This window comes from Salipiger pentaromativorans, from assembly GCF_024721115.1.
GTDB lineage: Bacteria > Pseudomonadota > Alphaproteobacteria > Rhodobacterales > Rhodobacteraceae > Salipiger > Salipiger pentaromativorans.
The window spans coordinates 102,293-127,184 of sequence record NZ_JAMDHK010000002.1; the positions used below are offsets into that span (position 1 = coordinate 102,293).

The window sequence follows — 24,892 nt, forward strand, 5'->3', positions numbered from 1 at the left end:
TCAGGTCCCTCCCGTCAGACCCTTGCGCTCCAGCCGGTCCGAGACGGATACGATGGAGAGCACCACGATCAGCATCACGATGGCCAGCGCCGAGCCCAGCGGCCAGTTGAGCGCCGCGCCGAACTGCGTGGCGATCACATTGGCCACGAGGTTGCCGTCGGGCCCGCCGACGAGGAAGGGCGCGATGAAATCGCCGAAGGACAGGCAGAAGGTCAGCGTGAACCCCGCCGCCACACCGGGCAGCGAGAGCGGCAGGGTGACGTGCCAGAAGCTGCGCCAGGGGCTCATGCCCAGATCGGCGGAGGCTTCGGTCAGGTTCACCGGGATCTTCTCGAGCGCCGTGTAGATCGGCATCACCATGAAGGGGATGAAGATATAGGTCAGCGTCACCACCATCGAGAACTGGTTGTAGAGAAACAGGCTCGACGGTTCGTCGATGATTCTCAGCCACATCAGGAAGGAGTTGAGCACGCCTTCGGTGCCGAGGATGGTCTTCCAGATATAGGCGCGCAGCAGGTAGCTGACCCAGAGCGGCGCGATCACCGCCATGTAAAGCCAGGTGCGCAGCGCCTGCGAGCGGCAGCGGAACACCAGGTAATAGGCGAAGGGATAGGCCAGCAGGAACGAGGCCGCCGAGACCAGCAGCGATATCTTCAGCGTGCGCAGGAAGACCCGCAGATATTGCGGATCGGTGAACAGCGTCACGTAATTGCCGAACTGGAAGGCGGGCAGGAAGGTGGGGTATTTCTTCAGCCAGAAGGAATAGGTCACGATGATGCCATAGGGCAGCAGCATGAAGACCAGGATCCACAGCACCGGGATGCCCACCACCAGCGCGCCCGGAAGATTGCGGCGCAGCAGGTTCACGGCGCGACCCTCCCCTCGAAGACGAAGACATTATGCGGCGCCACCGCCAGCCGCATCGACTGGCCGATCTGCGGCAGCACGCTCTGCGCCAGCCGGTCGGGCAGCAGGCTGTCGGCAAAGACCCGGGCGCCGCCCTCGAGCTCGACCGCCACGCGCAGGCCGAGCCCGTAATAGATGACCTCGGCCACCCGGCCCGAAAGCGTGTTTTCGGCGCTTTCGGTCTCGGCCAGCACCCGCACCTTCTCGGGGCGGAAGCCGATGGTGATCTCGCGCCCCGGCGGCGGGGCGGCGTCGAGCTCGGCGCGCAGCGTGGTGCCCGGTGCCTCGACATGGGTGAGCCGGCCCTGCGTCGCGCCCGAGGTGCCGGGCAGGAAATTCGTCGTGCCGATGAAATTCGCCACATAGGGCGAGGCGGGATGATCGTAAAGATCCTGCGGCCGGCCCTCCTGCGCGATGCGCCCGCTTTCCATCACGACCACCCGGTCGGACATCACCAGCGCCTCCGTCTGGTCGTGGGTCACCATGATGAAGGTGATACCCACCTTCTCGTGCAGGTGCTTGAGTTCGATCTGCATCTGCTCGCGCAGCTTGGCGTCGAGCGCCGAAAGCGGCTCGTCGAGCAGCAGCACCTTGGGGCGCCGCACGATGGCGCGGGCCAGCGCGATGCGCTGGCGCTGGCCGCCCGAAAGCTGCTGCGGGCGCTGGTTGACCTTGTCGTAAAGCCCCACCAGCGACAGCGCGTCCTTGACCCGCGTCGCGATCTCGCCCTTCGAGAGCCTCAGGGTCTTCAGCCCGTAGCCGACATTCTCGCCCACGCTCATATGCGGAAACAGCGCATAGTCCTGGAACACCATGTTGACCTCGCGCTTGTAGGGCGGATCCCAGGTCACGTCTTTGCCGGCGAGGCGGATGCTGCCATGGGTCGGCGCCTCGAACCCGCCGATCATCCGCAGAAGTGTGGATTTGCCGCAGCCCGAGGGGCCCAGCAGCGTCACGAACTCGCCGTCCTCGACGGTGAGCGACACATCGTCCACGCCGATGATCGTGGGGCTGTAATGCTTGGAGAGGTTCTCCAGTTCGATAATCGCGGCCATGTCGCCTCGTTCCCTGTCGTTGAGGTGGCGGGCGCTCCTCCCAAGACTTCCCGCCTTATGGGCTGTCCGGCCCCCGGGGGGCCGGACAGCGGGAGGTTATTGCGCCTTCACGGCGTTCCAGGCGTTGGTATAGGTCTCGAACCGGTCGCCGAGCGGCGTCCAGATCAGCAGGCTGTCGAGATAATCGGGGTCGTCCTGGTGCAGCGCCGAATACTGTTCCGCCGTCATGCAGGCCTTGGCGGCGCTGGCATTGGCGGCGGAATAGCCGTTCACATTGGCGACGCCGCACTGGCCCAGCTCCGAGAGCTGCATGTTCAGGAACTTGTAGGCGCAATCCTTGTTGGGGGTGTCCTTGACCACCATCCAGGAATCCATCCAGCCCTCGGCGCCTTCCTCGGGAATGAACTCGGTGACCGCCACGCCTTCGGCGGCGAGCAGGCTCGACTGATACCCGGCCCAGGTGTTCGAAATCACCACCTCGCCGGCCTTGTAGAGATCGACCAGCTCCCCCGCCGTGGCCCAGTATTTTCGTACCAGCGGCTTCTGTGCCAGCAGGCTGTCCTGCGCGGCGGCGATCTGGTCGTCGGTCAGGTTGTAGATGTCCATATCGCCGTTCTTGCGCGCGGCCACATAGATCGCGCTCTTGTCGTCCCAGAGCGAGATCTTGCCGGCAAGATCCTCGCTCCAGAGCGCGTCCAGCGAGCTGGGCGGCGTGTCGAAGGCGGAATCGAGATACATGAAGGCGATGGCGCCCCAGCTATAGGGCATGCCGTAATAGGCGCCGTCCTGCTGGATCCCGTCCTGGGCGAGAAACTTGGGATAGATCCCGTCCCAGCCGGTGATCGCGGCGGTGTCGAGCGGTTCGACAAAGCCCAGGTCGATCATGAGCTGGGTGGTGTCGATCGACGGTGTGATGAGGTCATAGACCCCGCCGCCGGCCATCAGCTTGGGCGCGAAATCGTCGTTCGAGCCGACATAGGTGGCGTTGACCTTGCAGCCCGAGGTTTCCTCGAACGGGGTGATGAAGGAGGGATCGGCATAGCCCTCCCAGGTCAGCACGTTGATCGTGCCCTCCGCCCAGGCGGCGCCCGAGGTGAGCGCCGCGATGCAGCCGGCGGTAATACCCTTCTTGATCGTCATTTTTGTTGGTTCCTTCTGTTGGACAAGTGTCTGTTTTCCGGCCGCTTACGGCTCTTTTCTGGTTTTCCGGGAGATGGTGCCGATATCGACCCCGAGCGCGGCAGCGGCCTTGCGCTTGCTGCCGTGCCTGCGGATCGCCTCCTCGATGATCCGCAATTCGTAATCGGCCACCGCCTCGCGCAGCGGCCGGTCCGTATCGTCCCCGGGCGCGGGGGCGCGCAGCATGGGCGCGTCGGGATCGACGGCGAGCAGGCGGCGCGGCAGATCTTCGAGATCCTCGCCCAGCACCGAAATCTGCTGCATCAGGTTCCACAGCTCGCGGATGTTGCCGGGATAACGATAGGCGCGCAGCCGGGCGCGCAGGTCGTCGGGCAGGTCGAGCGGGATCGAGCGGCGCTGGTTGATCGCGGTGAGGAAGCGGTTGATCAGGTGATCGAGCAGTTCGGGCACCTCGCGCAGCGGGCGCATCGGCATGTTGACCACCGCCAGCCGGTAATAGAGATCCAGCCGGAACGCGCGCTCCTCGGCCATGGCCAGCAGGTCGCGGTTGGTGGCCGAGATGATGCGCACATTCACCCGCCGGGGCCGGGTGCCGCCGATGCGGGTGATCACCCCGTCCTCGAGGAAGGACAGCAGCTTGGCCTGAAGCGGCAGGGGGATCTCGCCGATCTCGTCGAGGAACAGCGTGCCGCCCTCCGCCGCCTCGATCAGCCCTTTCTTGCCCTCGGTCGAGGCGCCGGTGAAGGCGCCTTTCTCGTAGCCGAAAAGCTCGGATTCAAAGAGGCTTTCGGGGATCGCGGCGCAGTTCACCGCGATGAAGGGATCGCTGCCATTGGCGACGAAGGAATGCAGGTGGCGGGCGATCTCGGTCTTTCCGACACCGGATTCGCCGGTGATGATCACCCGCGCCCCCTGCAAAAGCGCCCGTTCCCCGCGCGACATCATCCGGTCGAGCCAGGGCGAGATCGCGCGCTGGCGGGCGAAATCCGGGCGCAGGCGGCGTTCGGCGGTGCTGTTGAGCGCCATGGTGTTGCGCTGGCCGGTGGCCTGGCGCCGGGCGTGGTCGAAGACCGCCAGATCGCGCAGGGTGATCACATGGCCCTCTTGCGGACCGGTGGCCGAGACCCGGCGCAGGGTGACAAAGACCGCGCCCACCGTCTCGCCGCGCAGGATCATGTGGCCGCTGCGGCCGGTCTCCAGCATTTCCTCGATGGGCGCCCAGTTGAGCGCCGCGCTTGCCGAGAGATCGGCGAGCGTCCGGCCTTTCATCTCTGCCGCGGCGATCCCGGTAATGGCGCCGGCCTCGCGATTGGCGAAGGCGATGGCGCGCGCGGCATCGAGAACGATCAGCCCGTCGGCCAGCGCGTCCAGCGCGGTTTCCAGACCGGGGCGGGTATTGGGCGTATCCTGGTTCATCCTGCGCACCCCCATCGCCTAGCCCCGTGCCCTCAGCGGCGGCGCGCCCGTGCCGCTGATCCCCAGCCGCGCGCGCAGGCTGAGCACCAGGCACTCGGTGCCGCGCAGGCTGAGCGGGCGCGCGGCGAGATCGGCGCGGAAGCTCTGGCTGGGCGTGCGCAGCCCCACCGCGATCGTGCTCACCGGATGGCCGGGCAGCCGCTCCGCCGCCGTCGCGAAAAGCGCGCTCAGCGCCATGGGCAGATCGACCAGATCGGTCAGCGACCGGCCCGGCAGCAGATCGGGCGACAGGTCGAAGAGTTCCTCGGCGGCAAGGTTGGCGCGCAGCAGATGGCCTTCGCCATCCACCACCAGCACCGCGTCGGGCAGCGCCGCGAGGATTGCCTCCAGCGTCTCGATCTCCTCGCGCAGCACGGCGGCGCGGCGGGCGTGTTTCGACACGTCGCGCACCGTGCCCCACATCCGGTAAAGCCGGTTGCCGCGGATATGGCCGCGCACATCGTTCTCGACCTCGATCCAGACGCCGTCATAGCGCAGATCGCGCGAGGGCGAGCCGTTCACGTCGAAATTCGCCTGCACCAGCCGGTGGACGAACTCCTCGTTCTCGGGGCTGCGGGGAAAGGTCTCGTGCACCGGCAGGGCGTTGAAATCGGCGCCCTCGGGGGTGCGGTAAAGCCGCGCCATGGCATCGTTGCAAAAGCGCCAGCGCGGCCCGTTCTCGAAGACCTGGCGGATGATCTCCTGTTCGGGCGCCGACAAGTCCACGGGCTCGGCCCATTCCATGCACCAGCCGGCATCGTCCGAGGCGGCGAGGATCGAGCTGATCACCTCGTTCTCCTCGGCCAGACTTGCGGCGTTTTCCAGCATGCCGCTGCTGCGCCATTTCACCGTGCGCAGGCAGATGCCGTGATCGGGGTGGGAGATGCGGGTGACCACGGCCGTGACGGGGAGCAACGTCCCGTCGTCACGCCGCATCTCCAGCGCCACGAGATGAGGCCCGGCATCGGGCTGGCCGAACAGCTCTTCGAGCCGTTCGCGCGCCGGCAGCCGGTAGATCCGCGACCAGTCCGCCCCGGCAAGCGCGCCGGGCGCGGTTCCCAGAACCGCCTCCTGCGCCGCGCAGATCTGCGCGACCCGGCCCTCGCGGGTCAGGATGTCGGTCATCTCGGTCTGGTCGGTGGTCCTCACGCTCATGGTGCTCTCCTGGTCCAATGGTCAGCGGGTTACGGCACGCAGTGCAGATACCGTTCCACATCCCAATTGGTGACCTCCCGGAGGAAGCGCGTCCATTCATCTTGTTTGTATTCGTCGAAGACCTCGTAAAGCCGCCCCGGCAGCGCCGAGCGCACCACATCGTCGGCGCGCAGCGCGTCGAGCGCATCGCGCAGGTTGAGCGGAATGAGATCCACCGGCTCGCCGGACATCCAAAGCTCGGTCACGTTGCGCGATTCCGGCGCGCCCGGGTCGATCTTGTTGCGGATGCCGTCGTCCATCGCCTTGAGCAGCGCGCCACAGAAGAGATGCGGGTTCACCATGCTGTCGACCGCGCGGAACTCGAACCGGTCGGGCGAGGAAATGCGGATCGAGCAGGAGCGGTTCTGAAGGCCCCAGTTGGCGCCGATGGGGGCCCAGAGCCCGTAATCGTTGAACCGCCGGTAGCTGTTCACCGTCGAGGCGCCCAGGCAGGTCAGCGCGTTGATATGTTTCAAAGATCCGCCAAGGACGTGATGGCCCAGCTCGGTCGGCAGCCAGCCGCCCTCGGTGTTCTCGAAGGCGTTGGTGCCGCCCTTGGAATACATGAAATTCTCTTCCATGCCGGGCAGCTCGCCGGGGATCAGCTCTTGCAGCTCGCGCGAGCCGCCGGTCCAGACCGAGCAGTTGTGATGGCAGCCATTGGCGGCGTAGCCCATGAAGGGCTTGGCCATGAAACAGGCGATCAGCCCGCGCTGCCGTGCCACCTCGGCGCAGATCTGGCGGTAGGTGGTCATGCGGTCGCAGGTCGGCAGCGCGTCGTCGAACTGATAGTTCAGCTCGATCTGGCCGGGCGCGTCCTCGCAATCGCCCTGGATCATGTCGAGACCCATGGCGCGGGCATAGTCCGAGACCTGCATCCAGATGTCGCGGGCGCCCTCGAACTGGCCGATGTGATAGGCGAGCGGTTCGGTGACGCCCTTGTAGGGTTGGACCTCGCCGTCCTTGGGTTCGAGCCAGAGCATCTCGGGTTCCAGCCCGACGCGCAGATGCAGCCCGTTATGCGCCTCGCGGAATTCGCGGTCGAAGCGCTTGAGGTTGCCGCGGGTGTCGTATTCGTAACAGGCGCCGGGCAGGTTGGGGTCTTCGAGGCTGTAGAACAGCGTACAGAAGACCCGCGCCACGCGCTTGTCCCAGGGAAGCTGCACGAAGCTGTCGGGATCGGGCAGGGCGATGCATTCCATCGCGTTGGAATCAAAGCCGATCAGGTTGCCCTTGAAGTCGGGCAGCACGTTGGTGACGCCACCCATCCAGGTCTGCACACCCTTGCGCGCCTGGGTTTCCCAGTGCCGCGCGGGGGCGGCCTTGCCCATCACCCGGCCGGTGATCGAGATATATTGGTAATAGATGTAATCCACGCCGAGCGCGTCGATCTTCTTGCGCACGCGGGCGACCATGTCGGCGCGGCCCGGTGCGTCGACCTCGCGGTGATAGTCGGTGTCTGTTGTCATGTCGGGCTCCCTGTTGGTGTTGTTCTGTCTCAGCCTTCGAGATAGCGGGCGCGTTCTTCGGCGCTGACCGCCGTCGCGAGGCTGGCGTATTCGGCGCGGCAGGCGGCCGCGAAGTTCTCGGTGAAGGCGGTGCCGAAGATGCGCTTGGCATGGTCCGAGGCGGCAAGCCGCCCTGCCGCCTCGGCCAGATCGCGGGGAAAGCGCTGCGCGCCTTCGGGCACGAAATCGGGATGGGCGGCCTCGGCGGGCGGCGGCGCGGGCAGGTCGCGTTCGATGCCGTCGAGCCCGGCGCCCAGCATCAGCGCCATGGTGAGATAGGGGTTGCAATCGGCGGGCGGCACGCGGAATTCCAGCCGCGCGCGCGGGTCCGCGTGGGGGACGGAACGCACGGCGACGGTGAACGGGTATTCCGCCCAGGTCAGCGATTTCGGCGCCCAGCTTCCCGGCGCCAGACGGCGATAGGCGTTGACCGAAGAGGTGCACATGGCAAAGGCCTCGGGCACCACCTGCATCATGCCGGCGATGAACTTGCGCGCCAGATCGTTGGTCTGGCCCGAGGGATCGGAGAAGAGGTTTGCGCCGGTGCTCTTGTCGCGCAGGCTCATGGTGCAATGGCCGCCGATGCCGGGATACTCCTTGCCGAGATAGGGCATGAAGCTGGCGGTCTTGCCCTGCTTGCGGGCGTAGGAGCGGGCGGCCATGCGCAGGAACGCGGCGTCGTCGGCGGCGCGCAGCCCCTCGGTCGCGGCCTGCGTCGCCTCCAGGCAGCCCGGCCCCAGCTCGACGCTCAGCGCATAGAGCGACACGTCATGGCCGAGGATCTCGGCCTCCATCCCGGCGATGAACGCGGCATGGGTATTGGCGGTGGCGCCCGACCAGCATTTGTTGTCGGGGGCGAATTTCTCCAGTCCTTCGAAGCCCTTGTCGCGTGAAGTTGAGGCGTCTTCGTCAAGCACGATCAGTTCGAATTCGAACCCGGCATCGACCTTGAAGCCCATCGCCTCGGCGCGGTCGAGCTGCGCGCGCAGCACCTGACGCGGCATCAGCGCGCGGGCCTCGCCCGAGAGTTCGGCGATCACCGTGACGGCGTTCGGCTCGGACGGGTTGCGGCGCATCGAGGCCGGGTCGATCTCGACCGTCTCGGTGAAAAAGGAGGTGCCGCCGAACAGCGTGTCGCCGCTGTCCCAATACGCCAGCACATTGGCAAAGCGCGGATCGCCCGCCCAGTGCAGGAAGGGCTCGCGCCGCAGCCGGCGTTCGCGGAAGACCGAGCCGTAATCGAACTGGCCGACATGCACGATCTCGGCGCCGAAGCGGTCGAGGGCGGAGGTGAGAAGGTCTGTCATCAAGGCCTCATGCGTCAACGGGAGGGGTGAGCGCGGCGGTCAGCCGGGCGCGGTGGCGGGCCAGCGCGGCGGGGTTGGCGCCAAGCCCGATCAGGCCGACGGGCCGCCCGGCGCGGGCGTATTCGACGATCACCGGGGCTGTGCCGGTCTGGCTCAGATCGCCCTCGATCACGGTCTGGGTCTCGGCCAGCGCCGGGGCGCCGAAAGCCTGAAGCCGCATGCCGTATTGATCGCTCCAGAAGCTGGGCATCGGGGCGAAGCCGGGCGTCGGCCGTTGCCCGGTACAAAGCGCGGCAATCGTTTCGGCGGCGCGTTTCGCGGTCTGGCCGGGGATGCACCAATGTTCGGTGCGGCGCGGCACGGCATCGAAGAGCGGGTTGGCGAAGCGGGCGATGTCGCCCACCGCCAGCAGGTTTTCGGCACCGGGGGCCAGCATCCGGTCATCGACCAGCACGCCGTCGCTCAGATCGGCGCCGCTGTCGGTCAGCCAGCCGGTGTTGGGCTGTGAGCCAAGCGCCTCGACAATGACATCGGCCTCGAGCGCCTGCCCGTCGTCGAGGATGACGCGGGCACCGTCGAACCCGGCGACCGCGCGGCCCGAGAGCAGGGTGACACCGTGGGAGCGGTGCAGCGCCGCCATGGCGGCGGCAACCCGCGCGCCGAGGGCGCGCAGCATCGGCTGCGGCGCGGGTTCGACCAGCGTCACATGTAGGCCGAGCTTGCGGGCGGTGGCGGCGATCTCGCAGCCGATGAAACCCGCGCCGATGACCACCATCCGCGCGCCGGTGCGCAAGGTCGCGGCGAGGGTCAGCGCGTCGTCGTAGCTGCGCAGCACATGGCGCCGGTCCTCGGCGCCGGTGAGCGGCAGACGGCGCGGGCGGAGGCCCGTGGCCGCGACCACCCAGTCGCTGCCGATGCGGCGCCCGTCGCTCAGACGCACATCGGTGCCGTCGAGCGCCTCGGCCGCCACGCCCAGCCGCAGGGTCACGGCGCCCGGCGCCAGCTTGCTGCGCAGGCGCAGCTTTTCGAACACCTCCGGCCCCGCTCCGGGGCCGGCGGCCAGCGCCTCGGCCGCGTCCTTCGACAGCGGCGGGCGGTTATAGGGGGCGTGTCGCTCGTCGCCCACCAGCGTCACCCGCGCCTCGGGCAGCGCCGCCAGCAGCGCCTCGGCACAGCGCAGCCCGGCCAGCGAGGCCCCGACGATGGTGATGCGCGGCGCGGCCATCCGGGTCAGCCGATCACGATGGCCTGCTCGGGGCAGGCATCGGAGGCGGCCTCGACATCGGCGGCGAGCGACTCGTCGACCTCGGCAAGCCAGACCAGCCCGCCATCGTCGTCGAAGGAGAACACCTCGGGCGCGGCGATGACGCATTGGCCGTGCAGCAGGCAGATGGACATATCCACATGGACTTTCATGTTTGCGGTTCCTTTTTCCGGAAGGGCGCGGCGCCGGTCAGGCGGCGTCGAAGGCGATGGGCATGGCGGTGGCGCCGGTGTTGCCGCTGTCGGGCAGCCACAGCACCTCGCCGTTGAAGCGCGGGTTCTTGAGCCGTTGCGCCAGCAGCTTCAGCGCCTCGGTCATGTCGCCGCGGGCGATGAAATGCCCCAGACAGTGATGGGTGCCGCCGCCAAAGCCGAAATGCGGCTTGCGCTTTGCGGTGATGTCGAAATCGGTGGTCTCGAAGACCGCCGGGTCCGAGGCCGCCGATTGCGAGAAGAGATGCACGGTGGTGCCCTGCGGGATCTCGGTGCCGTTATAGGTGAAGGTCTCGGTCGCCTCGCGGGTGACCCAGGTGACCGTGGGGCGCACGCGCATGACCTCTTCCACCGCCGGGCGGGCCAGATCGGGCTGTTCCGCCAGAAGCGCCCATTGCTCGGGGTGTTCGATGAACATCGCCATGGCGAGGCCGAGCTGGTTGCGGGTGGTGTCGATGCCGCCGAAGATCGCCAGCACGATCATGTCCAGAAGCTCCTGATCGGAAAGCTGGTCCGTGTCGGCATTGGCCCGGACCAGCATGCCGATGAAATCCTCCGAAGGCTCGGCCCGGCGCAGCGCCACCAGTTCCTCGGCATAGGCAAAGAGCCGTTCGGTGGCAGCGTCCACCGTGGCCTGATCGCGCTTGTAGCTCACCGCAAGCGCCAGCCCCATGTCGCCCGCGATGTCGGCCAGCTCGCGCCATTTCTCGAAGGGCAGGCCCAGCAGGTCGCAGATGACGCCGGTGGCATAGGGTTCGGTGAACTCGGCGATGAAATCGCATTCCCCCTTCTCGGCAAAGCCGTCGATGAGCCTGTTGGCCAGCGCCTGGAATTTCGGGATGAGCGACGAGATGAGCTTGGGCGAGAAGGCCGGGTTCGCCATCCGGCGCAGCCGCGCGTGTTCCGAGCCTTCCTGGCTGAGCAGCATCTGTTCCCACCAGCGCGCGAAGGCGCCGCCGGTCACGCCGCTATGGGCGGGCCAGCGATAAGAGCCCTGGCGCAGCTTGGGGTGGCGCAGCATCTTCTGCACGTCGTCATAGCGCAGCACTGCAAGCCCATAGGGCGTGCGGGCGCACCAGGCGGCATCGCGCGCGTCGAGAACCGCTTGCGAACGGATCGAGAAATCGGCATCTGCGATGTCGAGATAGGGCAGGGCGTCGGTGGAGAGAATCTCCTGCTGCGTCATGTCGGTGCCTCCCGGGCAAAGGTCGCGGTTCCCGGGATAAGGCACGCAAGTTCTTGTCCAGAATGACTGCATTTCTGGCAAGCATCTGATTAATAGTGGAATTAAATTTTATGCTGCCGCCATGGGGCGGACTCCCGCGGGGCGCGGGCGTTTCCGAGGCGGCCTTCGATGCAGAAATTCATCACCGATGATGACGCGCATCGCCGCGCGGGCGCGTTGCCGGGCTGGCCGGGCGCGGGGCTCAGGGCGCGGTTGCGGTGGTTTCCGTGTCCGGATGCAGCCCCGCCACCCCGAGGATCGCGGCGAGCCCGGCGTAAAGGCCGCGCAGGCTCGGTTCGGGGGCCACGTCGATCCATTCCCCAAGCGTGTGGGCGCGCCCGCCGCAACCGCCGGTGCCGATCTTGACGGCGGGAATGCCCAGGCTCATCGGGATATTGGCGTCGGTCGATCCGGTCTCGGGGCGCATGGTGAAGCCGAAGGCGGCCAGCGCCGCGTCGCAGGCGCGGACGATGGGCGCCGAGGGGTCGGTTCCGCCGGCGGGACGGGCGCCAAGCCGGGCGGCCTCGACGGTGATTTCGCCGTGGCTGGTGTCGCCCCGGGCGTTCTCGGCCTCGACCGCCGCCGCGATCAGCATGTGCAGATCCGAATCCAGACGGTTGAGTTCCTCCTGGCAGACCGACCGCAGGTCGATCTCGGTCCAGACCTCTTCGGGGATGGCGTTGATCGCGCTGCCGCCGCCGAAGACGCTGGCGCAATAGGTGGTGCGCGGCTCGGAGGGCACGCGCCAGCGCGCCATGCCGGCCACCACATCGGCCATCACATGCGCGGGGTTCACGGTGCCGAAGGCGCCGTAGCTGTGCCCGCCCGGGCCGCGAAAGGTGATCCGGTAGCGGTGCGAGCCCACCGCACGGATCACCACCGGCTCCACCTCGGGGCTGTCGAGGGTGAAGAAGGCGCCGATGCGGTCGCGATAGCGGCCTTCGATCAGAAGATGGCGGATGCCGCGCAGGTCGCCTTTGCCTTCCTCGCCCACATCCGCGACGAACAGCAGATCCTGTTCGGTCTCGATCCCGGCGGCATCGAGCGCGCGGGCGAAGGCCAGCAGCACCGCCAGCCCGCGCGTGTCGTCGCCGATGCCCGGGGCGTAGAGCCGCGTGCCTTCGCGGCGGACGGTCACGTCGGTGCCTTCGGGAAACACCGTGTCGAGATGCGCCGCCAGAACCACCATCTGCCCGTTGCCGCGCCCGCGGCGGAGGCCGGTCACATTGCCGATGGCGTCGGTCCGCACCTCTTCCAGCCCCTGCGCCGCCAGCCTTTCGCGGAACGCCGCCGCACGGCGCGCCTCGTGGAAGGGCGGCGCGGGGATTTCCGTCAGCGCAATGATCTCCTCCACCAGCCGGTCGTGCTGGGCGCGCAGGGTCTCTTGCGCTTGGGCAAAGGCGGGATGGGCGACGATGCGGGCGATGTTGCGGGTCATTCCAGGGTCCTTCCGGGTCACCAGCCGCGCAGGATCGGCCAGTCGTCCACGATCTCCTGCCCGCCCTCGGTGACGGCAAAGGCGGGGTGCATGCCGACGGTGGCGCAGGCGTGGTTGGGATAGATCCGCAGGCGCGTGCCCACGGGCAGGTCGGGCAGGGGCGCGCTGCTGCCGGGGCGCATGGCCAGAATCCCGTGTTCCTGGCTGGTGCCCTGCACGATCAGATCGCCGAAGGGCACCCCGTCGAGATCGGCGACAAGCCCAAAGCCCTGATCCACCGGCATGCCGGCAGTGCCCCGGTCGCGCGACAGCGCCATGAACCCGGCGTCGGTCAGAATCCAGCCGCGCGCCTCCTGATGGCCGATCACGGTGGCCACGACCGAGAGCGCGATGTCGTCGATGCCGCCGACGCCCAGCCCGGCCATCATCAGATCGGAGAGCGTATAGACGCCGGCGCGCAGCTCGGTCACGCCGGTGAGGTCGGTGGCGAAAGCGGCGCTGGGGGTCGAACCGACGCTGACCACCGGGCAGGCCAGCCCCGCGGCGCGCAGCGCGGTGGCGGCGGCAACGGCGGCGTCGCGCTCCTGCGCGGCCATGGCGCGGCGGTCGGCGTCGGTGAAGCGACCGTAGCTCGCGCCGCCATGGGTGAGCACGCCGCGCAGCTCCGCGCCGCCCTCGACCAGCCTCCGGCCCAGCGCCACGATCCGGGGATCGTCGGGGGCGAGCCCGGCGCGCATCCCGTCGCTGTCGATCTCGATCAGCGCCGGGATCGGGGCGTCTGCCGCGCGCGAGGCGGCGCAGACCGCCTCGGCCTGCGCCGCGTTGTCCAGGATCACCGCAAGATCGGTGCCCGCCTGACGCATGGCCAGCACGCGCGGCAGCTTGGCCGGGGCGATGCCCACGGCATAGATCAGATCGCGGCAGCCGGCCTCGGCAAAGGCTTCGGCCTCTTGCAGCGTTGAGACGGTGGCGGGGGCGGCCATGTCGCCGAGGATGCGCTGCGCGGCGGGCACCGATTTCACCGTCTTGAGATGCGGGCGCAGCGTCACCCCCAGCGCCTCGGCGCGGTCGCGCATGCGCGCGACGTTGCGATCCATGCGGTCGCGGTCGAGCGCCAGAAAGGGGGTGTCCCTGTCGCTGAGATTGGGCATGACGGCTCCTGTCTGTTCGGTCGGCGCGGGTTTGCCCGGGCAGGGTAGAGCCTGCGCCCGGCAGATGCGAGGGCCGGGCGCGCGCGCCGGCGCCGCTCAATCCGCGAGAAAGACCAGGTCCGAGGGCTGCCAGTCGAGCCGGGTCATGGCGCCGGGCGGCAGCATCCGGCTATGTGCCGTGTTGGCCGCGCGCGCGAGCACATGCCGGCCCTTGGGCAGCGCAATCCGGTAGAGGATGGAATCGCCGAGGAAATTGGCGCTGTCGATCCGGCCGCGCACGATGCAGGGAGCATCGCTTTCATCCGGGTGCAGCACGATCTTTTCCGGGCGCAGCGCCGCATGGACCACGCCGCCGGGATGGTGATCGGCGCCGGGGATCTCGAACCCGTCCTCGGCCACCACCAGAACCTTGCCGCCGTCGCGCTCGACCACCTTGCCGCTCAGCAGGTTGGTGTCGCCGATGAAATCCGCGGCAAAGCGCGTCTTCGGCCGGTTGTAGATCTCGGAGGGGGTGCCGATCTGCTCGACCCTACCGCCGTTCATGATGGCGATGCGGTCGGACATCGCCATGGCCTCTTCCTGATCGTGGGTCACGAAGACGGTGGTGACGCCCAGCGTCTTTTGCAGCTCCTTCAGCTCGAACTGCATCTGCTGGCGCAGCTTCTTGTCGAGCGCGCCGAGCGGCTCGTCGCAAAGCAGCACGCGCGGTTCGATCACGATGGCGCGCGCCAGCGCCACCCGCTGCTGCTGACCGCCGGAAAGCTGCGCGGGGCGCCGTTCGCCCATGGCCGAAAGCGACACCATCTCGAGCGCCCGGTCGACCTTGCGCGCGACGGTGGCCTTGTCGATGCCGCGCATCCGCAGCCCGAAGCCCACGTTCTCGCGCACCGTGCGGTGCGGGAACAGCGCGTAGTTCTGGAACACCATGCCCATGTCGCGCTTGTGCGCCGGCACCCCGGTCACATCCTTCCCAGAGACGCGGATCGTGCCCTCGGTCGGCTGTTCGAACCCGGCGATCATGCGCAGGGTCGTGGTCTTGCCGCAGCCCGAGGGGCCGAGAAGGGCGAAGAACTCGCCCTCCCGGATGTCCATGTCGATCCGGTCGACGGCGCGCACCGCGCCGTCATAGACCTTGGAGGCCCGCTCGATATGGATCGAGGCGCTCATGCGCGGAAGATCCGGTTGACGCGCATGTCGATCGCATCCTTGTTGGCGTTGTACCACATCCAGTCGACCTGCTTGAGCTGGGCCACCTTCTCCGGCGTGGTAAGCAGACGCTCCTGATAGACATCCGACAGGACGACGTTCTTGTTCGCGGGCGAGTACCAGACCGCCTCGGCCATGGTCTTCTGGATCTCGGGCGAGAGCATGAAGTTGATATAGGCCTCCGCCAGTTCGCGTTTCTGGGTGCCGGGGGTGATGTTGAGCACCTGTTCCAGCGCCAGAACGCCCTCTTTCGGCGCGCAGAAGGCGGCCTCGTTCGGGGTGTCGTAGTAGCGCAGCACGCCGGAATCGTGAATCACGCAAAGCTCGACCTCGCCCGAGAGGATCATCTTCTCCATGGCGCCGGTGAAATCCACCAGCTTGATCGGCTTCAGCTTCTCCAGCGCCTCATAGGCGGCATCGAGATCCTTGGCACCGGAGCCGTAGATCGAGGCGGCCATGGTCAGGAAGGCCTGGCCCAGCGAGTTGATCGGGATCACATAGGCGCCGCGCTTGTCGGCATATTCCTCCTTCCACAGATCGGTCCAGGAGGTGGGCACCTCCTTCACCAGATCCTTGCGGTAGCCCATGCCGATGGCCGAGGTGAACATGCAGACGCCGTTGATCGTGTCCGAGGTGGCGTAATCGTAAAGCTCGGCCATGTTGGGAATATTGGTCGGGTCGAGCTTTTCCTCGACAAGCCCCATGACCACGGCCGCGGCCTGGGCGTTCTGGTTGGAATGCACCACGTCATAGATCGGGTTGCGGCGCGAGGAGGCCTGCAGCTTGGGCACGAAGGGGAAGGAGGTGTCGCGCACGATCTTGCAGTTGTATTCCTTTTCGAACATCGGGCCGACGGTGGCCTCGAAGACCTCGCCCCATTTGCCGCCCCAGCCGGTGATGTTCAGCTCGGAATTCTGGGCACGCAGGACGAGGGGCGAGCCCAGCGTCATGGCGCCCGCGGCGGCGGCAGAGGAAAGGAAGCGGCGGCGTCCGGCATTGAAGCGAGAGTGGGTCATCTTGTGGGTCTCCTGTTGGTCGCGTTTGGTTGGGGAAGGGGCGGGGGTCACATCTTGCCGTAGCTGCGCAGCCCGACGGTGCGGTCGATGCCGATGACCACCACTAGGGAAATCAGGATCGACACGACCGACGCGGCGGCGATGCGGCCGTCCATCTCGAATTTCAGGTAGTTGAAGAGGGTGATCGGCAGCGTCTCGTTGCCCGGCCCGATCAGGAAGAGCGACACCGGGAACTGGTCGAAGGAGACGATGAAGGCAAAGATCCCGCCGGCGATCACGCCGGGTTTGATCAGCGGCAGCGTCACCTCGAAATAGACCCGCACGGGGCCGGCGCCGAGATTGGTGGCGGCCTCTTCGAGCCGTGTGTCGAAATTGTGCAGCACCGCCAGCGTGGTGCGCACCACATAGGGGGTGGTCACCAGCACATGGCCCATGACCAGCCCCCAGAGCGGTCGGCCGATGTCGAGGAACATATAGGCCTGGAACAGCGCGAGGCCGGTGAGGATCGCCGGCAGCATCAGCGGCGAGAGCACGAAGGCGGTGATCGTCCGCGCCCCGGGCAGGTTGCCGCGCGCGATGGCCAGCGAGGCGGTGGCGCCGAAGAACACCGCCAGCAGGGTGACGATGGCCGCCACGCGCAGCGACAGCCAGAGCGAGCGCATGAAGATGTCCGAGGTGAAGAACTGCACGAACCAGTCCCAGGTGAAGCCCGAGGGCGGGAAGTCGATATAGGGAACGGGGTTCACCGCAAAGACGAAGATGATCGCGATGGGGGCGAGGATGAAGATCAGGATCGCGGCGTTGAGGGCGATATAGGCGAGGCGTCCGGGGGTCATGGCGGCGTCTCCTCAGGTCAGGTCGCGGTCGCCCGACAGCAGTCCGAGCACGCGGTTGTAGCCGATCACCAGCGCCAGCGAGATCACCAGGAGAATGATGCCGAGGGCGGCGGCGAAGCCGATGTTGAAGGAGGCCGAGATCTGCTGGTAGATCAGCAGCGGCAGCGTCATGAACTGGAACCCGCCCATCAGCAGCGGCGTCACATAGGCCGAGATCGACAGCGCGAAGACCAGCAGCGACCCCGCGAGGATGCCGGGCACCGACAGCGGCAGCGTCACCTCCCAGAAGGCGCGCAGCGGATGGGCGCCGAGATTGGTCGCGGCCTGTTCCAGCCGTTCGTCGATGCGGCTGATCACCCCGTTCAGCGTCAGCACCATATAGGGGATGTAGATATGGGTGAGGCCGATCACGATGCCGGTCTCGCTGTTCAGCAGCGGCAGCGGCCGGTCGATGAGGCCGAAGCGCATCAGCGTGGCGTTGACGACCCCGGTATCCGACAGGATCGCCATCCAGGCGAAGGTGCGCACGACGATGCCGGTCAGCATCGGCGCCAGCACCGCGATCAGCAGCAGCGCGTGGCCGGTGCGGCTGTGCACCCGGGCCATCAGATGCGCCAGCGGATAGCCCAGAAGCAGCGCGGCCAGCGTCGTCGAGAGCCCGATGCGGATGGTGATCCAGAGCACCTCCCAGTTGTAGCTGTCCGAGGCGAAGCGGATGTAGTTCTCGGGGGTGAAGCGCACCCCCTGTTCGAACATCGGATTGCCGGTCAGCACGCTCATCAGCAGCATGAGCGAGATCGGCAGCACGAAGAACAGCGCGAACAGCAGGGCAATGGGCAGGATCAGCCAGGCCAGCGCGTTGGGGCCCGTGCGGCGCGGTGCCGCGTCGTCGGAGGTCAGCGCGGCCGGGGCGGTTGCGGCCTCGCTCATCAGACGATCTCCGCGACGAGCTTGGCGATCAGCGCGCTCGACAGCACCACCGGCAGGCCGCTTGCGGCGCGGGCGGTGTCGCGGTGATGTTCGACAAAGCCCATGCAGTCGGTCATCAGGATCTCGGCACCGGCCTCGGCCAGCGCGCGGGCGGTTTCGGCCAGCGCGTCGTTTGCGGGCTCGTAGGGCGAGACGGCGGCGGCGATCGGCGGGGTATCGAAGGCGGCGAACTTGCCGCCCTCACTGTCGATCTGCTCGGGCAGCGGCACCAGCAGCCCCACCCGGAGGCCCTGCGTCAGCGCGGCGAGGCTCGGCAGCAGCACCTTCTGCGGCTCCACCAGCCGCGCGCTCCGGGTGTGCAGCGCCTCGAACTTGCCGGTGCAGAGCAGCAGGATCGTGGTGCAGCCGGCGTCCTCGAGCTCGGTGACCAGACGCTGGATATTGGCCTCGACCTTGTGCTTGTCCATCACCGCCGACGCGCCGTCGAGCAGCCGCGAGATGATCACCGGCGCACCGGGGGCGGGTGCGAAGCCGGCGGCGATCTCCTCCGCGCTCAGCCCGTCGAGCACGCCTTTCTGGATCAGCGCGACCCCCTCGGGCAGCGCCGCCTCGAGGATCGGCGTCAGATCCGCGCGCGGCGCCTGGCCGGGCGTGATCGTGCCGAGCTTGCGGCCGAGCGGAGCGGTTTCCGGTGCGGACGCGGGTTTGGGGGTGCGGTCAAGCATGGCGGGTCTCCAGTTCCTTGGGGCCGGTCCCGGCAGCGGGCGCGGCTCCCGCCGCCGGTCCGTCGTCCGGCCTTTGGGAAAGCCTAGCACCGCGCCGCGCGGCACCGATATTGGGGAGACTCCCAATGCGCGGCGCCGGCAGGGTTTGCACAGCGCCGCAATTTTGGGCGCGCCGGAGCGCGCCGCCGCCTTGCGGGGTCAGATCGAGAGGGTCGAGGGGGTGATGCCCAGCATCATGTGAATCAGCCCGCCGAGCGAACTGGCGCCGGTCTTGGACATGACATTGGCGCGATGCACCTCGACGGTCTTCTGGCTGATGCCGAGCTGCGCGGCGATCACCTTGTTCGGCAGGCCCTCGCAGACCAGCGTCGCCACCTGCCGTTCGCGCGGGGTCAGCCGTTCGAGCCGCCGTCTTGTCTCGGCCGACAGCGCCGGGCCCGAGCGCAGCGGCGCCTGTTGCAGCATCAGGCGGATCGCCGTGGCGATGATGCGCCGCGCCAGCAGCACCGGCTTGCGGCTGGCCTGGGCGACGATCTCGCGGTCGGCCTCGGTATAGCTGACCGAATGCAGCACGATCACGTCGCTGTCGGCCACGTCCATCACCGCCCTTGCCAGCGAGTCGCGGTCGCCTTCGCGGGCGTGGCTTGCGGTCACGTTGAACTGGTTCAGCACCGGGATGTCGATCTCGCCCACCTGCCGTTCCAGCGGATGAATGAGCCCGATGGTCTGATCGTTCGACCCCAGCGCAATGATCGCCGATTCGACCGCGCGCTGGGCGTTCACCATCGGGCGCGGGCTCTGGAAATCGCGCAGCAGACCGGTCGAGAGCAGCACGACGAGATCGCAGTCATAGGGTTGGATCTCGTCCAGGATACGCTCCAGCTTGCGCCGCACCGCCGCCTTGGACAGCACCACGCGGATGTTCTCGGACAGATAGGTCGACAGGCTTTCCTCGCCGTCGTGCGCCAGGATTTCCTCGATCTCGCCGGCGCTGAGATCGTCGAGCACACCCAGCTCGACCACGTCCAGGTCGATGTCGAGAATGTTCAGGATTTCGGGCAGGATGTCCTGTCGCGGCGACCGGCCGACGGTGAGGAACAGGACCCGGGGCAGGGCGGGGCGATCCTGCGCGAAGACGCTGCGATGGGCCTTGTCGAGATTCATGCGGGGCACCCTTTCCAGATCCGCAAAGGCGGCACCGGCGGGGCCGCCTCCGGGTCTCCCGGTCTGCGCCGCCATCCTGCCGAACCGTCCGGGCCGGGGGGAGAGCGATTCTGTGTCGGCGGCGGGAATCCGGCGCGGCGGTTTTCGGATTGCACAGCCCGGGCGCGTATTGCCCATCTTTTGGGCGCGGCACCGATGCGCCCGCCGCCGCGCCGGTCAATCGACGATGAACAGCGTTGCCCCGGTTTCGGTGCGCGAGGCATGCGCCTCGGCGTCGTCGGCCACCTGATAGCTCATGCCCGCGCGCACCTTCAGAACGCGCCCGTCCTTCAGATGCGTGTCCATGCCGCCTTTCAGGCAAAAGATGATATGGCCCTTGCGGCACCAGTGATCCGAGACATAGCCGGGGGAATGCTCCACCAGACGCACCCGGATCCGGTTTTCTCCCGTGCCGAAATACTGCACGCGCCAGAGCGAGAACCCCGCGTCGCCCTCGTGCCGCTCGGGGGCGATCTGCGACCAGTCGGTCAGGGCAATGGGGAAATCCTGGAGCTTCATGCGTTGGCCTTTCCTGGCTGTTGCCTGTGGTCTGTCTGTCCGCTCAGGCGGCGCGTGCGGCGCCGGCGGCGATCTGGCCCGCCACCCGGGTGCGCACGCGCAGCGCGCCGCCGGGCAGATAGGCCAGCGGCATGTCCTCGACATCCACCGTCTTGAGGCTGCCGCGGTCGGCGCCGCCGGCGACGGCGCGCTCTTCGGCAAGCCGGATCGCCTCGGCGATGGCCTCGTCGCGGCTGAGGCCCGAAAACACCTGATCGACCTCGCCCGAAATCTGAGCGATGGCCGCGCCGACCGCGTTGGCGCAATCGCCATGAGGCACATGCAGCACCTCGGAAACGCCCGAGAGCCGCTCGGGGATGAGAAAGGCACCGCCGCCCACCGCCAGCAGCGGCACATCGCCCGCCTCGGTCTTCATGCGGTCGACATTGGTCTCGATCTGCCGCTTTGCATCCGCCAGCGCGGCCGAGACGGTGGCCGCCGAAAGATGCGCCACGCGGGATTTGTCGCCGATCTCGAGCAGCCCGGCCGCCACGGCGATGTCGCTGGCGGTGAGTTGCGCGCCGCCAAAGACCAGCGCCTCCTGCGGCAGCCGGTAGCCGACCGAGAGCGGCCCGATGCGCAGCGGATCGCCGCCCACATGGCTGCCGCCGCCCAGGCCGATCGACAGCAGATCGGGCATCCGGAACAGCGTGCGCACCCCGCCCACCTCGACCACCGCATTGGCCTCGCGCGGGAAGCCGTTGCGAAGCTGGCCGATGTCCGAGGTGGTGCCGCCCACATCCACGACCATGGCGTTTTCCAGCCCCGACAGATGCGCGGCGCCGCGCATGGAATTTGTGGCGCCCGAGGCAAAGCTCATCACCGGGAAGGCAATGGCGGTATCGGCCAGCATCACGGTGCCGTCGTTCTGGGTCAGGTAGAGCGGCGCGTCGATGCCGCTTTGCGCGATGGCCGCGCGGAAGGCCTCGACCGTTTCCACTGCCAGATCGTGCAGCGCCGCGTTGAGCAGCGCCGCGTTCTCGCGCTCCAGCAGGCCGATGCGCCCGAGATCGTGGCTCAGCGTCACCGCCACATCGGGGCAGATCTCGGCCAGGATCTCGCGCGCGGTTTCCTCGCAGGAGGGATCAAGCGGCGAGAAGGAGGAGGAGACGCCCACCGTGCGCACGCCGCTGTCGCGGATCTTGCGGGCGGTCTCCTTCAGCCCGGCGATGTCGAGCGGCATGAAGGGGCGACCGTCGAATTCATGCCCGCCCTCGAGCTGGTAGATGCCGCCATCGGCGAGCGCGGCCAGATCGCCGGGCCAGTCGCAGAAAGGGGGCAGCGTTGCCGAAGCGGGCAGGCCGATGCGAATGGCGGCGGTTTTCATCAGGTGCTTGCGCTGCACCACCGCGTTGATGAAATGCGTCGTCCCGATGACCACCGCGTCGATGGGGCCGGCACAGGCGGGATCGGCGCGCACCGCCGACAGCGCGTCGAGAATGCCCGAGGTCACGTCCTGCGTGGTGGGCCGCTTGATGGCGAAGAGAACCGCGTCGCCTTCGAGCAGCACCGCGTCCGTGTTGGTGCCGCCCACGTCGATGCCGATGCGCTTCATTCCGCGGCCTCCAGATCGAAAACGGATTTATAGTCGAGATCGTAGCCGAAGGCCCGGGGGCCCACATGCTCCAGCCCCTTCGGCGTCCGGAGCACCTCGGGCGCCTCCATCGCCAGAACCGAGACGCGCTGGCCGTAGCGGATGGTTTCGGTGCCGATGCCATGGGCGGTCACGCTGTCGAGCAGGCAGATGAGATCGGGTGTCGTGGCGATGGCGGTGCCGCGCGGCTCGGGGCCGTCCCAGGCCACAACCCATTCGTTCTGGAACGAGACCGTCAGTTCGCGCCCGGCATCGGCATCGAGCCCGCTCAGCCGCGCGGTGCCGCGCAGAAACCCCTCGGTGGTGCGGCGTTCGACATCGGTCACCTTGCCGGTGAACAGCAGCTTGGCGCCCTCGGTCTCGATCAGCGCGGCGATCGGGTCGGCGTGGCGGCGCTGCGCCTCGGCCAGCGTGCGGCCGATGCCGATGGCCTTGGTGGTGGTGAAGTGGATGCCCCAGCGCTTGACCTCGGCACCGCTGCGCGGCGCCTTGCAGGTCGAGGCGGTCGAGCCCATCTCGGTCACCATCTTGCGGCCCACGCGCTCGACCCATTTCCACGACGGCGCGGTGCGGATGATCGCCTCGATTCCGCGCACGTCGTAAAGCACATTGGGGGTCGGGCGCAGGTCGCCGATGGCCGAGGAGGTCATCTGCGCCTCGGGATAGGCGCGGCCCATGAAATCGGTATCGACCACCGGGATGCCCAGATGCGTGGCGGCCATCAGCGCCTGGATGCCGTTGCCGCCGCCGATCTCGACCGACATCACCGCGTCGAACTCCTGGCCGAGATAGTCCTGCTGGATTCTCACCGCATGGGCGCAGGCGCGGCTGTCCGAAAGGCGTTCCTGGGTGACCAGCGGCGCGCCCATGTTCGACACCACCGCCACCCGGGCGTCGTCGGGCAGGTCCATGGGCGACATCAGCGACACGCGGTGGCCGTCGGCATAGAGCCGGCGCATATTGAGCAGCGCCAGATAGGGGCTGCCGCCGCCGCCGGTGCCCAGCACCCAGGCGCCCACGGCCAGATGCTCGATCTCCTCGGCGCTGATTTCGCGCGCGGGCAGGTCGGGATAGCTGCGAGATTTCATGTGGTCAGTTCCTCCATCACCCGCGCGGCGCAGGCGACGGCCAGCACCACGGGGCGGTTGATCCGGGCGCCGATCCGCGCCTTGTCGGCGGCGGTGTAGCCCATGCAGTCCATGACGATCAGCTCCGGCTGTCCGGCGGCAAGCCTTGCGGCCGCCGCGTCGATCTCTTCCGGTGACGATCCGGGGCGCAGTGCCTCGGCCACCAGCGTGACGCCCTCGCGCTCCCATTTGCGGGTCAGTTTGCCCACCTGCTCGGGCAGCGGCACCAGCACACCCAGCCGCCCGCGCTCGAACACCGCGCCCACCACCGCATCGAGGATGCGCGAGGGGCGCAGCAGCACGCCGGCGCCTCGCAGCTCGGGAAAGGTGCCGGTGCAGGACAGCAGTGTCACGTCGAAGCCTTCGGAGGCAAGCTCGTCCAGCCGCCGCTGCACGCCCGCCGTCACCACATCGTGGCTGACGGTGATCGGCATCCCGTCGCGGCGATAGGTGAACAGCGCGCTGTCCTCGGGGCCGGGCGCGGCGGCGGTGATCTCGTCATTGCTGAGGTCGTCCAGCGCGCCGCGCTGCACCAGTTCGATGCCGGGGGACAGGACACGGGCAAGCTCGTCGGTCTGTCCCGGGCGTGGGGTCTGGCCGATGCTGACAATGGCGGCGCGGCGGGTCACGGTCATCCTTTCAGCGGCAGGTTCATGGTCAGGCAGGTGTCGAGCGGTCCGCGTTGCGAGACGGGCACGGTGAGCGTCTCGGGCAGGTTTCCAAAGCCGATCATCACCGCCACCAACGCGCTTTCGGGAATGCCGGTGAGCTCGCGCAGCGCCTGGTCCTGGGGGTATTCCTCACCCCAGTTCAGCATCACGGCGCCGAGGCCCTCGGCATGCAGCCCCAGAGCCAGCGACATGGCGAACATGCCCGCATCGACCCAGCCCTGATAGCGTTCCTCGACCTCGTACCAATGGGTGAGATCGCTGGCGACGATGGCGACACCGGAGACCTCGTGGCCGAAATTGCGGTTGCCCGACTGCATCGCCAGAACCCGCTGCACCGCCTCGGGCTCGGTCCAGATCCAGACCCGGCAGGTCTGGCGGTTGCAGCTCGAAGGGGTCATCTGCGCCGCCCGCACGGCGCGGTCGATCTTGTCGGGCGCGACCGGGCCGGGCGCGAAGCGGCGGATCGAATGGCGCGCTTCGGCGAAATCGAGGAAGTCGATCTTGCCACGGCGCTGGATCTCCTCGCGCGTGACGGTTTCGGTGCCGCCGCGCAGCGGGGCGCCCTGCCAGTCGCGCAGCGCCGCGATCTGCCCCAACTCCTGGTCGAGCGCGGCGATGTCCTGGCCGGCGCCGGCGTTGAAATCGCGATAGGCCTCCAGCGTGCGCAGCATGATCTCGCAGGTCGCATCCCAGCCGTAATGCCGGGCATAGCTGCCGAGATCGTCGCATAGCAGCGCCACCCGGTCCTTGCCGAAACCCGCGCGGGGGCTGCGCATCGACAGGCCGTATTCGAGGAAATGCCCGGTCATATGCATCCGCGAGCGCAGCGTTTCCCGCCCCTTGATGCCGGTCAGATAGGAGTGTTTCCAGAGTCGCCGCGCGTCATAGGCGGCGTTGAGCGTCAGCACCCAGGCCAGTTTCAGCCTGGCCCAAGGGCCCACGATCCGCGCGCCCTTGGGCTGGGCGGGGGCCATTGCGGCGGGCCCTCGCGTGGGGGCGGCGGATGTTTCGGTGGCGGTCATGGCGGGGCCTTGCGGGGCTCGGATCAGATGCCCGAAGTGTGGGCCCCGCGCCCGTCCGGGATCAATTCGGGACAAACCCGTAGGGGCAGACCCCGCGATGTTCCGCTTCTGCCGAAAAAAGCGGCGCCCTTGCGGGCGCCGCTGGCGGG

Annotated in this window: 23 protein-coding genes; all 23 read right to left on the minus strand. The window is 67.9% G+C overall.

Annotated features, from left to right (window positions below):
- Nucleotides 1-867: an ABC transporter permease gene (locus tag M4578_RS03605; protein ID WP_258092079.1), complete on the minus strand. Its 867-nt coding sequence runs from the start codon at nucleotides 865-867 to the stop codon at nucleotides 1-3.
- Entirely contained in the window at nucleotides 864-1,961 is a 1,098-nt protein-coding gene (locus M4578_RS03610; protein WP_258092080.1) for an ABC transporter ATP-binding protein, read from the minus strand. Before M4578_RS03610 ends, M4578_RS03605 begins: the two co-directional genes overlap by 4 nt.
- A gap of 96 nt (nucleotides 1,962-2,057) precedes the next feature.
- A complete protein-coding gene (locus M4578_RS03615; protein WP_258092081.1) occupies nucleotides 2,058-3,101 on the minus strand; it encodes an extracellular solute-binding protein in 1,044 nt (347 codons plus the stop codon).
- A 45-nt stretch (nucleotides 3,102-3,146) separates the two neighbouring features.
- A complete protein-coding gene (locus M4578_RS03620; RefSeq protein WP_258092082.1) occupies nucleotides 3,147-4,517 on the minus strand; it encodes a sigma-54 interaction domain-containing protein in 1,371 nt (456 codons plus the stop codon).
- Between the two features lie 18 nt (nucleotides 4,518-4,535).
- Nucleotides 4,536-5,711, minus strand: coding sequence for a PAS domain-containing protein (locus M4578_RS03625; protein WP_258092083.1), 1,176 nt, complete (start codon nucleotides 5,709-5,711; stop codon nucleotides 4,536-4,538).
- 29 nt (nucleotides 5,712-5,740) lie between these two features.
- The gene (locus M4578_RS03630; protein ID WP_258092084.1) at nucleotides 5,741-7,219 is read right to left on the minus strand and encodes a glutamine synthetase family protein; all 1,479 of its coding nucleotides are present in this window, start codon (nucleotides 7,217-7,219) and stop codon (nucleotides 5,741-5,743) included.
- A gap of 29 nt (nucleotides 7,220-7,248) precedes the next feature.
- Nucleotides 7,249-8,565, minus strand: a complete 1,317-nt coding sequence (locus M4578_RS03635) for a type I glutamate--ammonia ligase (protein WP_258092085.1) — start codon at nucleotides 8,563-8,565, stop codon at nucleotides 7,249-7,251.
- Between the two features lie 7 nt (nucleotides 8,566-8,572).
- Nucleotides 8,573-9,790, minus strand: a complete 1,218-nt coding sequence (locus M4578_RS03640; RefSeq protein WP_258092086.1) for an NAD(P)/FAD-dependent oxidoreductase — start codon at nucleotides 9,788-9,790, stop codon at nucleotides 8,573-8,575.
- Between the two features lie 5 nt (nucleotides 9,791-9,795).
- The gene (locus tag M4578_RS03645) at nucleotides 9,796-9,981 is read right to left on the minus strand and encodes a ferredoxin (RefSeq protein WP_258092087.1); all 186 of its coding nucleotides are present in this window, start codon (nucleotides 9,979-9,981) and stop codon (nucleotides 9,796-9,798) included.
- A 37-nt stretch (nucleotides 9,982-10,018) separates the two neighbouring features.
- Nucleotides 10,019-11,227 (minus strand): cytochrome P450, encoded by a 1,209-nt coding sequence (locus M4578_RS03650; RefSeq protein ID WP_258092088.1) that lies wholly within the window; start codon nucleotides 11,225-11,227, stop codon nucleotides 10,019-10,021.
- 241 nt (nucleotides 11,228-11,468) lie between these two features.
- Entirely contained in the window at nucleotides 11,469-12,704 is a 1,236-nt protein-coding gene (locus M4578_RS03655; RefSeq protein WP_258092089.1) for a M20/M25/M40 family metallo-hydrolase, read from the minus strand.
- A gap of 17 nt (nucleotides 12,705-12,721) precedes the next feature.
- Nucleotides 12,722-13,855, minus strand: a complete 1,134-nt coding sequence (locus M4578_RS03660; RefSeq protein ID WP_258092090.1) for an alanine racemase — start codon at nucleotides 13,853-13,855, stop codon at nucleotides 12,722-12,724.
- A gap of 96 nt (nucleotides 13,856-13,951) precedes the next feature.
- On the minus strand, nucleotides 13,952-15,022 hold the full coding sequence (locus M4578_RS03665) for an ABC transporter ATP-binding protein (RefSeq protein WP_258092091.1): 1,071 nt from the start codon (nucleotides 15,020-15,022) through the stop codon (nucleotides 13,952-13,954).
- On the minus strand, nucleotides 15,019-16,077 hold the full coding sequence (locus M4578_RS03670; protein WP_258092092.1) for an ABC transporter substrate-binding protein: 1,059 nt from the start codon (nucleotides 16,075-16,077) through the stop codon (nucleotides 15,019-15,021). Before M4578_RS03670 ends, M4578_RS03665 begins: the two co-directional genes overlap by 4 nt.
- Nucleotides 16,078-16,124: 47 nt before the next feature.
- Complete coding sequence (locus M4578_RS03675; protein ID WP_258092093.1) at nucleotides 16,125-16,913, minus strand: ABC transporter permease; 789 nt, start codon at nucleotides 16,911-16,913, stop codon at nucleotides 16,125-16,127.
- A 12-nt stretch (nucleotides 16,914-16,925) separates the two neighbouring features.
- Nucleotides 16,926-17,843, minus strand: a complete 918-nt coding sequence (locus M4578_RS03680; RefSeq protein ID WP_258092094.1) for an ABC transporter permease — start codon at nucleotides 17,841-17,843, stop codon at nucleotides 16,926-16,928.
- The gene (locus M4578_RS03685; RefSeq protein ID WP_258092095.1) at nucleotides 17,843-18,568 is read right to left on the minus strand and encodes an AroM family protein; all 726 of its coding nucleotides are present in this window, start codon (nucleotides 18,566-18,568) and stop codon (nucleotides 17,843-17,845) included. Before M4578_RS03685 ends, M4578_RS03680 begins: the two co-directional genes overlap by 1 nt.
- A 198-nt stretch (nucleotides 18,569-18,766) precedes the next feature.
- Nucleotides 18,767-19,732, minus strand: coding sequence for an AroM family protein (locus tag M4578_RS03690; RefSeq protein WP_258092096.1), 966 nt, complete (start codon nucleotides 19,730-19,732; stop codon nucleotides 18,767-18,769).
- 216 nt (nucleotides 19,733-19,948) lie between these two features.
- Nucleotides 19,949-20,290, minus strand: coding sequence for a DHCW motif cupin fold protein (locus tag M4578_RS03695; protein ID WP_258092097.1), 342 nt, complete (start codon nucleotides 20,288-20,290; stop codon nucleotides 19,949-19,951).
- 43 nt (nucleotides 20,291-20,333) lie between these two features.
- Complete coding sequence (locus M4578_RS03700; protein WP_258092098.1) at nucleotides 20,334-21,884, minus strand: hydantoinase/oxoprolinase family protein; 1,551 nt, start codon at nucleotides 21,882-21,884, stop codon at nucleotides 20,334-20,336.
- Nucleotides 21,881-23,011, minus strand: coding sequence for a DUF917 domain-containing protein (locus M4578_RS03705; RefSeq protein ID WP_258092099.1), 1,131 nt, complete (start codon nucleotides 23,009-23,011; stop codon nucleotides 21,881-21,883). The genes M4578_RS03700 and M4578_RS03705 overlap by 4 nt, the downstream gene beginning before the upstream one ends.
- A complete protein-coding gene (locus tag M4578_RS03710) occupies nucleotides 23,008-23,685 on the minus strand; it encodes an AroM family protein (RefSeq protein WP_258092100.1) in 678 nt (225 codons plus the stop codon). The genes M4578_RS03705 and M4578_RS03710 overlap by 4 nt, the downstream gene beginning before the upstream one ends.
- Complete coding sequence (locus tag M4578_RS03715; protein WP_258092101.1) at nucleotides 23,682-24,695, minus strand: nitroreductase family protein; 1,014 nt, start codon at nucleotides 24,693-24,695, stop codon at nucleotides 23,682-23,684. The genes M4578_RS03710 and M4578_RS03715 overlap by 4 nt, the downstream gene beginning before the upstream one ends.
- Between the last annotated feature and the right edge of the window lie 197 nt (nucleotides 24,696-24,892).